This is a genomic window from Corynebacterium sp. HMSC034E11, from assembly GCF_001835905.1.
Taxonomy (GTDB): domain Bacteria; phylum Actinomycetota; class Actinomycetes; order Mycobacteriales; family Mycobacteriaceae; genus Corynebacterium; species Corynebacterium coyleae.
In genome coordinates this window covers 392,828-401,741 of sequence record NZ_KV826394.1, presented here as the reverse complement: position 1 = coordinate 401,741, position 8,914 = coordinate 392,828, and the positions used below count along the sequence as shown (strand labels likewise).

General features: G+C 63.4%; 9 protein-coding genes. 3 read left to right on the top strand and 6 right to left on the bottom strand.

Features of this window, described 5'->3' with window-relative positions:
• Window positions 1-120 (bottom strand): biotin/lipoyl-containing protein (locus tag HMPREF2690_RS12550; RefSeq protein WP_141741381.1); only part of this gene is annotated, 120 nt, incomplete at its 3' end.
• 120 nt (window positions 121-240) lie between these two features.
• Here HMPREF2690_RS12550 and HMPREF2690_RS05915 point away from each other — a divergent pair.
• Complete coding sequence (locus HMPREF2690_RS05915) at window positions 241-636, top strand: oxidoreductase (RefSeq protein ID WP_070570230.1); 396 nt, start codon at window positions 241-243, stop codon at window positions 634-636.
• 313 nt (window positions 637-949) lie between these two features.
• Here the strand turns inward: HMPREF2690_RS05915 and HMPREF2690_RS05910 are convergent, their stop codons facing one another.
• Window positions 950-2,434 (bottom strand): leucyl aminopeptidase, encoded by a 1,485-nt coding sequence (locus tag HMPREF2690_RS05910; RefSeq protein WP_070820376.1) that lies wholly within the window; start codon window positions 2,432-2,434, stop codon window positions 950-952.
• 72 nt (window positions 2,435-2,506) lie between these two features.
• On the opposite strand from HMPREF2690_RS05910, the gene HMPREF2690_RS05905 reads away from it, so the two are divergent.
• Window positions 2,507-3,613, top strand: a complete 1,107-nt coding sequence (locus HMPREF2690_RS05905; protein WP_070820375.1) for a branched-chain amino acid aminotransferase — start codon at window positions 2,507-2,509, stop codon at window positions 3,611-3,613.
• On the opposite strand, the gene HMPREF2690_RS05900 is transcribed toward HMPREF2690_RS05905, so the two are convergent.
• Together HMPREF2690_RS05900 and HMPREF2690_RS05895 are read right to left on the bottom strand one after the other, a co-directional pair.
• Window positions 3,610-4,596, bottom strand: a complete 987-nt coding sequence (locus HMPREF2690_RS05900) for a nicotinate-nucleotide--dimethylbenzimidazole phosphoribosyltransferase (protein ID WP_070820374.1) — start codon at window positions 4,594-4,596, stop codon at window positions 3,610-3,612. The genes HMPREF2690_RS05905 and HMPREF2690_RS05900 overlap by 4 nt on opposite strands.
• Window positions 4,597-4,599: 3 nt before the next feature.
• Entirely contained in the window at window positions 4,600-5,316 is a 717-nt protein-coding gene (locus HMPREF2690_RS05895; protein ID WP_070820373.1) for a DUF3043 domain-containing protein, read from the bottom strand.
• A 137-nt stretch (window positions 5,317-5,453) separates the two neighbouring features.
• On the opposite strand from HMPREF2690_RS05895, the gene HMPREF2690_RS05890 reads away from it, so the two are divergent.
• Window positions 5,454-5,798, top strand: a complete 345-nt coding sequence (locus tag HMPREF2690_RS05890) for a HesB/IscA family protein (protein ID WP_070422162.1) — start codon at window positions 5,454-5,456, stop codon at window positions 5,796-5,798.
• Window positions 5,799-5,870: 72 nt separating this feature from the next.
• Here HMPREF2690_RS05890 and HMPREF2690_RS05885 read toward each other — a convergent pair whose 3' ends face one another.
• Both HMPREF2690_RS05885 and asnB read right to left on the bottom strand, forming a co-directional pair.
• Window positions 5,871-6,857 carry a S41 family peptidase gene (locus HMPREF2690_RS05885; RefSeq protein WP_070450852.1) on the bottom strand — a complete coding sequence of 329 codons (987 nt, stop codon included), beginning with the start codon at window positions 6,855-6,857 and terminating at the stop codon, window positions 5,871-5,873.
• Window positions 6,858-6,931: 74 nt separating this feature from the next.
• Window positions 6,932-8,854 (bottom strand): asparagine synthase (glutamine-hydrolyzing), encoded by a 1,923-nt coding sequence (gene asnB / locus HMPREF2690_RS05880; RefSeq protein WP_070820372.1) that lies wholly within the window; start codon window positions 8,852-8,854, stop codon window positions 6,932-6,934.
• Window positions 8,855-8,914: the final 60 nt, after the last annotated feature.

Here is an 8,914-nt window from a genome sequence, read left to right as displayed (position 1 = left end):
GGAGACCTCGAGCAGCGGCTCGTCGACCTCAACCGTGTCGCCGACTTCCTTCAGCCACGTAGTGATCGTGCCTTCGGTGACTGACTCGCCCAGCTCGGGCATCTCAACAGAGTGCGCCATGTTTAAAGTCTCCTCATTGAAACGTTGGAAGCTATACGGCACAAAGCGTACCTGCATCCACACACGTTCGTTGCCCAAGGGGTGACCTAATTGCTTAGACAGGCCCGTATGATGTGGGGCGTGTTCAACCTGTTCGGCAAAGGCAAGAAGTCCACGACGTTCAAACCGCCACGGGCACCGGGCGAGACAATCCGCCCCGACGACGCACAATACTTGCGCGATTGGGTCGCCGGCCGCACGTTCGTGGAAGGCTTTGTCGAGCCAGAAACCATGGTCAACGAGATGTCCGTTGTTCTTGTCGACGAGCACGGCAACTACACCCGACGCCGCATCGGCGGCCCCAAGGGCATCGACGCCGTCTCCAAAATGCTGGGCATCTTGCTTTACGACGTCGAAGAGACCGGTTATCCCGACCGCATGCGCAAGAAAATGGAGCAAGAACGCATTCTGCGCAAGCGTGAGGAACAAAAAGAACGCCGCGCCCGGTTCGAGCGCGGCGAAAACCCGTACAGCTAGACGGCTTCTGCGCCGTCCCGTGCCTGCTACGCTGCCCCCGCCCGACCCATTCTTCACCGAGGATGGTAACCGGAGGGTGGTAATCAGCCGAGTACGAACGAGCACCGCGGTCCAGGTACTCGGCTGATTACCATCTGGTGGTTACCGCCTAGGGCGGGAAAGTGAGGCCACAAACGGTAAAAACAGCGAAATGTACCGTGTACGGTGTGCCGTTTAGGTGGGGAGGCCTAGCAGGACTATGCAGCGGCATAGTCCTGTCGGCTCGAGAGCGGGGGACTATGCAGCGGCATAGTGGCCGTATTGCCTCAAACGCCTACTTCGCGGCCAGGCGGTTGAGCGCCTCGAGGATTGTGCGGACCGGGGCGCCGGTTGCGCGCTTGGGGGTGTAGCCCCAGGCGCCGCCGCCGTTCCAGGCCGGACCGGCGATGTCGATGTGAGCCCACTCGACGTTCTCCGGCACGAAGCGGGAGAGGTAGAGGCCGGCGAAGAGCATGCCGCCGGTGCGGGCGTTGTGGGTGTTGCGGATGTCAGCGATGGGGGACTTCAGCTCGTCTTCCTGCTCCTCGAGAAGCGGCATAGCCCAAGCCTGCTCACCGACGGCACGGCCTGTCTCGGCGATGAGGTCGCGCAGGTCGTCGGACCCCATCACGCCGGAGGTGCGGTTGCCCAGGGCGACCAGCTGTGCGCCGGTGAGGGTTGCGGTTTCGATGAGGTAATCGGGGTTGTCCTCGCAGGCGCGGGCGATGGCGTCGGCAAGGACGAGGCGGCCTTCGGCGTCGGTGTTGATGACCTCGCTGGTGATGCCGCCGTAGTGGGTGATCACGTCGCCCGGGCGGGTGGCGGTACCGGAGGGCATGTTCTCGGCGAGGGGCAGCCAGGCGTCGATACGCACTGGCAGCTCAAGGCGGGCGGCAGCGGCGATGACGCCGAGCTGTGCTGCGGAGCCGCCCATGTCGGAGATCATGTCCTCCATGCCGGAGCCCGGCTTCAGCGAGATGCCACCGGTGTCGAAGGTGATGCCCTTGCCCACAAGCGCGACCTTCTTCGTCGCCCCGGACGGCGCCCACGTCAGGTGGACCAGGCGCGGGGTGCGTGCGGAGCCGCGACCGACGGAGAGGATGCCGCCGAAGCCTTGGCTCTCAAGCGCCTTGTCGTCGAGCACCTCGATGTCCAGGCCGGCCGCCGAAGCAACCTCGCCCATGACAGCGGCGTAGGACTCGGGGTAGAGGAAGTTTGACGGGGTGTTGACAAGGTCGCGGGCCAGGTTGACCGACTCGGCGACGATGACGGCCTGCTCGAACGCCTTCTCGTCTGCGCCGACCACGGTGACTTCGGTGGTCTGGGGGAGTTCGGCGTCGGTGTTGTCGTCGTCAAGCGTGTTGGCGGTGGACTTCAGACCGTTGTAAACGTAGCCGCCGAGCAGGAGGCCCTCGACGACCGGCTGGACGCCGAACTCGGCGGAGATAGCTGCCTTTTCCACCCCATTGAGGGTGCGGGTGGCGGCGCCGACGGCGCGGCGCACGGCTTCGTCGTCAATGTCGTTCGCGTCGCCGAGGCCGTACGCGATGACCAGCGTGCCGTCGACGACAACGCGGGTGACCTCGTTAGCCGTACCCTTCGCGCCGACCGCAACGAGGGCTTCAAGCAGGCCCTTCGGGGCAAGTTGGGTGACAGGAAGTTCGACTCCGTCTTCGCCCTGTGCGACCGGAACCAGCAGCACAGCGCCCTCAGGGGCGGCAGAACCGGCAACCGCGCGCACCGTCGTACCGCGGGCAGGAAGTGTGACATCGAACGACATAAACAACACCTTTCTGACAATTGAACAGGATTGCCTCCCGAGGGTACATAGCCACGGAGTAACGTGGGCCACATGTCTAACCTCGAATTCGCAGTTACCCCGTCAGACCACCCCGCAACCGATGCTGAGCGTGAAAAGATCCTCGCTAACCCGGCGTTTGGCCAGGAGTTCACGGACCACATGGTCTCCATCGACTGGACCGAAGACAAAGGCTGGCACAACGCGCAGGTGCGCGCCTACGAGCCGATCTCGCTCGACCCGGCCGCCAACGTCTTCCACTACGGCCAGGCGATCTTCGAGGGCCTGAAGGCGTACCGCCACACCGATGGCCGCATCACCGCGTTCCGTCCGGAGCAAAACGCTGAGCGTATGCGCAGCTCCGCGCGTCGTATGGCAATGCCGGAACTGCCGGATGAGGACTTCTTGGAGGCCGTGCGCCAGTTGGTCACCATCGACCAGAAGTGGGTACCTGAAGCTGGCGGCGAGGCGTCGCTGTACCTGCGTCCATTCATGATCGGCACGGAGAAGACCCTGGGTGTGAAGCCGTCCTCGTCGTACTCCTTCTACATCATCGCCTCCCCGGCAGGCGCCTACTTCAAGGGTGGCGTCAAGCCGGTCAGCGTGTGGATCTCCGAAGACTACGTCCGTGCAGCACCGGGTGGCACCGGCGATGCGAAGTTCGCCGGCAACTACGCGGCGTCCCTGCTTGCGCAGCAGCAGGCTGCGGACAAGGGCTGCGACCAGGTTGTGTGGCTCGACGCGATCGAGCGCAAGTACATCGAGGAAATGGGCGGCATGAACCTCATGTTCGTCGAAGGCTCCGGCAAGGACGCGAAGATCATCACCCCGTCCCTGTCCGGTTCGCTCCTGCCGGGCATTACGCGTAAGTCGCTGCTGCAGGTCGCAGAAGACTTGGGTTACACCAGCGAGGAGCGCAAGATCACCGTCGAGCAGTGGCGTGCTGGTGCCGAGGACGGCACCATCTCCGAGACCATGGCGTGCGGCACCGCAGCTGTGATCACCCCGGTTGGCCGCGTGCTCAGCAACGAGGGCGAGTTCACGGTGAATAACAACGAGGCCGGCGAGATCACCCTGGCAATGCGCGAGCGTCTGCGCGGCATCCAGACCGGCGAGGTCGAGGACACGCACGGCTGGAACCTCACCCTCGTCGAGGGCTAGTCGCTTATCGACGATCCCCCGGCGAGCACCTCGCCAACCATCTCCGCCGCCAGATTTAATTGCGGCAACGCGGCCAGGGCCCCAGCGCCCTGGCCCGTTTTCATATCCAGGCTCTGCAGCGGTCGAAGCCCGAGCGCTTCGAAACAGCCTGCCTGCGCTGGCTCGTTCGCCTGCTGTGCTGCAAGCAGCCAATCCTTGGTACCGGGTGCGAGGCGTTCGGCGACGTATGCGGCGACGGCGGGGTAGACGCCGTCGATAAGCAACGGCGTGCGGCGCGCGGCGGCCTGGGCGATGAAGCCGACCAGGCAGGCGAAGTCCGGGCCGGTGAGTTCCGCGCAGACACGTTCGGTGTCGTCGCGGAACCCGCGCACGCGGAACATCGCGTCGCGAATAGCGGCGACCTTGATCTTCCAGACCTCATCGTTGATGCCGGAGCCACGCCCGATCGCCTTTGCGGGCTCAGTGCGCGTAAACGTGCCGTACACCGCCGCGGCGACGGTGGTGTTGCCAACGCCGATGTCTCCGGGGATCAGCAGGTCAGCACCGCCGTCGATTTCACTATCGGCGATCTCTGCACCCGCAGCCAACGCCGCATCCCACACGTCTTGCGACACGGCGGGTTCCACGTCGATGGCGCCGGTGGGGGTGTCCAGGTAGTCGTCGATAAGCCTGATGCTCGCTCCCGCAACCCGCGCCGTCGTGGAGGCAGGGCCGACACCGGCGCGCAGCTGCTCAACCTGAGCGGCGCCGGCATCCGATGTCCACGCCGACAAACCTCGCGTAGCAATGCCGTGATTGCCAGCGACGATCACGGCACGCGGGCGCAGAAACGGTGTGGGCACGTCACGGCCTTGTACGGAGGCAACCCACGCACCGATCGCCCCCAGCCTTCCAAGGGCAACGCCACTCGTGCCACCTGCCAACGCATCCGCCACCGCACGGGCATGCGCGCGTTTCGGCGGCTCAACCGGGGGAAACTGCATGGGCTATACCTTCGCGCCCAACGCCACCCGTGGCTTGGGGGAGCGCCAGTTACGCGGCTGAGTAGCGCGGGAGAACGCGTACATACCCAGGCTGAAACCAGTGTTCGCCTCTGGGAACTTTGCACGGACCGCACGGTTGGCGCGGATGCCGATGATGATGCCCTCGATGAAGATGGTGACGATAAACAGCAGGCTCACCAAAGTCAATGCCGCCGCGACGCGAGGCAGCCACGTGCCGATCAACATCACGATTAGCAGCACCAGCGCCATCGGCATGACGTAGTTGTTGAAGAAGCGCTGCGAGTCCACCCAGTCACGGATGAAGCGACGCTCCTCGCCCTTGTCGCGCTCCATGAGGTAGCGCTCGTCGCCCGAGTCGATCTTGGCCTGCATCTCGCGGTTGCGGGCCCGATTCTCCTCGCGCACCTCCTTCTTGTGCGCCTTCCACTCCTCTTTGGTCATGGACTTCTTCAGCTCTTTTTCCCGCTGACGAATCTGCGCCGGGGTGGCCGCATTCGGGTCGCGCACAACACCGCGCTTGATCTCTTGATCAAGTCGCTTCGGCGTCGGCTTGCCCTTCGGCGGGGTGTAGCCCTTCGGAAGCTTCTGCTCTGCGGCCTCTGGGGTGTCTGCCGCGGGCGCGTTGTCGGTCTGAGGCAGTTCGGCCTTGGTCGAACCAGCCTCAGCGGTCTGCTCGGATTTTTGCCAGGGTAGTTTCACGCCACCTAGGCTACAAGGCCACCGCGACATTCCTGTAACCAGTGGGAATAGACTGCGGGGGAGAACCGTTACACCGGCTATGAAGGGGCGCGCGTAGCATGGGCGCCACTCGAACGCGTAGCACGAAGGAGTACCCAATGACTGCACCTACTTCCGCAACTGGCGTGAACCTCACCGAGGCAGCGGCGGCGAAGGCAAAGGCCCTGCTTGACCAGGAGGGGCGCAACGACCTGTCCCTGCGTATCGCCGTTCAGCCTGGTGGCTGCGCTGGTCTGCGCTACCAGCTCTACTTCGACGACCGCGACCTGGACGGCGACAAGGCCGATGAGGTTGGCGGCGTGCGTCTTGTCGTGGACAAGATGAGCGTGCCGTACCTCATGGGCGCGACGATCGATTTCGCCGACACCATTGAGCAGCAGGGCTTTACCATCGACAACCCGAACGCAGGTTCCGCTTGCGCTTGTGGCGACAGCTTCAACTAAGCCACTGCTTATCGACGAATCTCCGTACCGGCCATCACGCCAGTACGGGGATTTTTCTGTGCTGTAGTGCCGCTACGAACAGTTGTGTTCGTCCCGGAGCCACTGCAGCGCCTGTTCCTGGCCACCTTGAACATCGGGTTCGATCGGGTCTTCCGCAAACGTTTCGCCGGTGCGGGCCTTATCCTTCGCGATGGTCAGCATTAGGCTGCTGCCGTCCGGGAAGTCGTAGACGGTGTTCGCCGAGGCGTATCCGGCGGTGGGGGTGCCGAAACTACGCGACTGATCCAGGCCGCGGAAGGCCAGCATGGTGGCTTCGCCGGACGAGGCGGTGAGGTCGTCGACAAGCACTGCGACTGGCACGCCGTCCCATTTGCCGCCGGAGGTTTCTACGGGGCTGCCGCCACCGCTGACAGCGTTGCCGCTTACCGTCACCGGCGACGAACCGCCTGCCGAGACGAACTCGAGCACCGTGCCGTCGGGCAGCACAGGGGACAGGCCGGCGACCATCGGGCCCATGTCGCCGCCGTCGTTGCCGCGCAGATCCACAACCACGCCACAGGCGCCGTTGTCGCGCGCTTGCACTAGGCCGGATGTCAGCGTGTCGGCGTAGGACTGGATATCGTCGTGGCGGCTGACGCCCGGCACCGTTGCCCACGCTACGTTCCCGTTGCGTTCGACGGCCGCACGTGTGGATTCCATCTCGGCGTATTCCTGCTCGACGTTCGGGTCGATAAGTTTCGAGTGCTTGCCGCCAGCAGCCTGGACCGCGTCGTTGAGCGCCGGACGGATCTCGTCGAGCGAATCCGCCTGTTTCGCGGCCTCGCGTGCCTTGTCACTAGCCTCGGCAAACTCGGGGGAGTCCGCGTAAATGCCCTGTTCTGCCAGGTCGAGCACCGTCGCGGCGTAACGCTTCGGCGTATCGGTACCCATGAACTTGGCGGTGCCGGTGAACATGGCAGTCATGGTCGGCCCGTACACATAGGCGGCGGCGCCGGCGGCGATCAACAGGACGCCGAACACCGCGGCGATGGTGGTGAGTACTTTCTTTGCAGTTGACATACACCACATTCAACCGGCGAACGGGCAGCCCGACAATACAGACGGCTGCCCAACTGGGGTAGTGCTGGCACTACCTACAGCTCGACCGGGTAATCCTTGTGCTCGATCTGGGGATCGATGCGGTTTTCCACGAAAATGCCGTGCCAGACCATGAACGCCAGCACCGTCCAGAGACGACGCGAGTGGTCGGACACACCATCGCGGTGCTCCTTGAGCATCTCCAGGACTTGGTCCTTGGCGAAAATGTCGTCGGTCTGCGACTCGCGGATCGTGTCTTGCGCCCAGCCGAAGAGTTCGTCGCCCGCCAGCCAGTGGCGCATCGGCACCGGGAAGCCCAACTTCTTGCGGTGCAGCACGTGCGGCGGGACGATCTGCTCCATCGCCTTGCGCAGCGCGTACTTCGTGGTGCCGTTGGCAATCTTCTGGTCGTACGGGATCGTCTGCGCGACCTCGAAGACTTCCTTGTCCAGGAATGGAACGCGCAGCTCCAGCGAGTTCGCCATGTTCATCTTGTCTGCCTTGACCAGAATGTCACCACGCATCCAGGTGAACAGGTCAAGGTTCTGCATACGTGCCACCGGATCCATCTCGGTCGACGTTGCATAAATCGGTGCGGTGACCTCGCGGTGGTCCCACTCGCGCTTCGCCCACGGTAGGACGCGCTGGAGCTGCTCAAAGTTAAACGAGCGCGCATTGCCGTAGTAACGGTCTTCCATCGGGGTAGTGCCGCGCTCAAGCAGGCTCTTGCCCTTCATGCCCTCCGGAAGTAGGCGGCTGAGGCGGTTCAACCCCTTGTTCAGCGCGCTCGGCAGTTTCTCAAACGGTGCCAGCGACAGCGGTTCCTTATAGATGGTGTACCCACCGAAAAGCTCATCCGCGCCCTCACCGGACAGCACAACCTTGACGTGCTTGCGTGCCTCCTGCGCGACGAAAAACAGCGGCACCAGTGAAGGGTCAGCCACCGGATCGTCGAGGTACCACATGATCTTCGGAATCGCGTCGGCGTACTCCTCCGGGGAGACAATCTTCACGATGTGCTCCACACCAATCGCCGCAGCAGACTCTGCAGCGACGTCCACCTCGGAATAGCCCTCCCGCTCAAAACCAGTGGTGAAGGTCAACAGGTTCGGATTGTGACGCTTCGCCAGCGCCGCGATCGCCGTGGAGTCGATTCCGCCAGACAAGAAGGAACCAACCGTCACGTCAGCGCGCATATGCTTTTCGACGGAATCCTCCAACGCCCGGGCAATCCTGTCGTACAGGTCCTGCTCCTTGCCCTTTGGCACAGGCTGGGAATTGAAGTGTGGCTTGAAGTAGCGGTCCGAGTGGACCTCGCCACCAGGCTTGATAGTCACGGTGCAGCCCGACTCCACGCGACGGATCTCGCGGTGCAGGCTCTCCGGCTCCGGGACGTATTGCAGGTCCACGTAGTGCTCGATCGCACGACGATCAAGGTCGAGGCCTAGACCCAACTCGTCTGCCATCTCCAGGATCGACTTCTTCTCGGAGGCGAAAACGGTGCCCTTGTCGGTCGTCGCATAGAACAACGGCTTGATGCCGAACTGATCGCGCGCTGCAAACATCGTCTTGGTCTCGGTGTCCCAGATGACAAAGGCGAACATGCCGCGCAGATGCTCAACGACGTTGGCGCCCCAGTGGTGGTAGCCCACCACGATCGGCTCACCGTCACCTGCGGTGTTGAAGGTGTATCCGGCCTTGGTGAGTTCCTCGCGCAGCTCCACATAGTTGTAGATCTCGCCGTTAAACGTCAGGGCGTAACGTTCGGGGTTTTCTGCCGGCCCCCAGCGCAGTGGCTGGTGGGAGTGCTCGATGTCGATGATCGCCAGGCGGTTAAAGCCGAAAACAGCGTCATCGTCGTTCCATGTTCCCGCAGCGTCAGGGCCGCGGTGATACATGCAGGAAAGCGAGCGACCGACCGCGTCGGTAAACACTGGGGCATCGCCGCGGGCAGTCAACAGTGCAACAAGACCGCACATCGTTGTGAAACCTCTCCTATATATAAGGTGCGCCGCCTCGAACCGTGCGGCACCGTCATG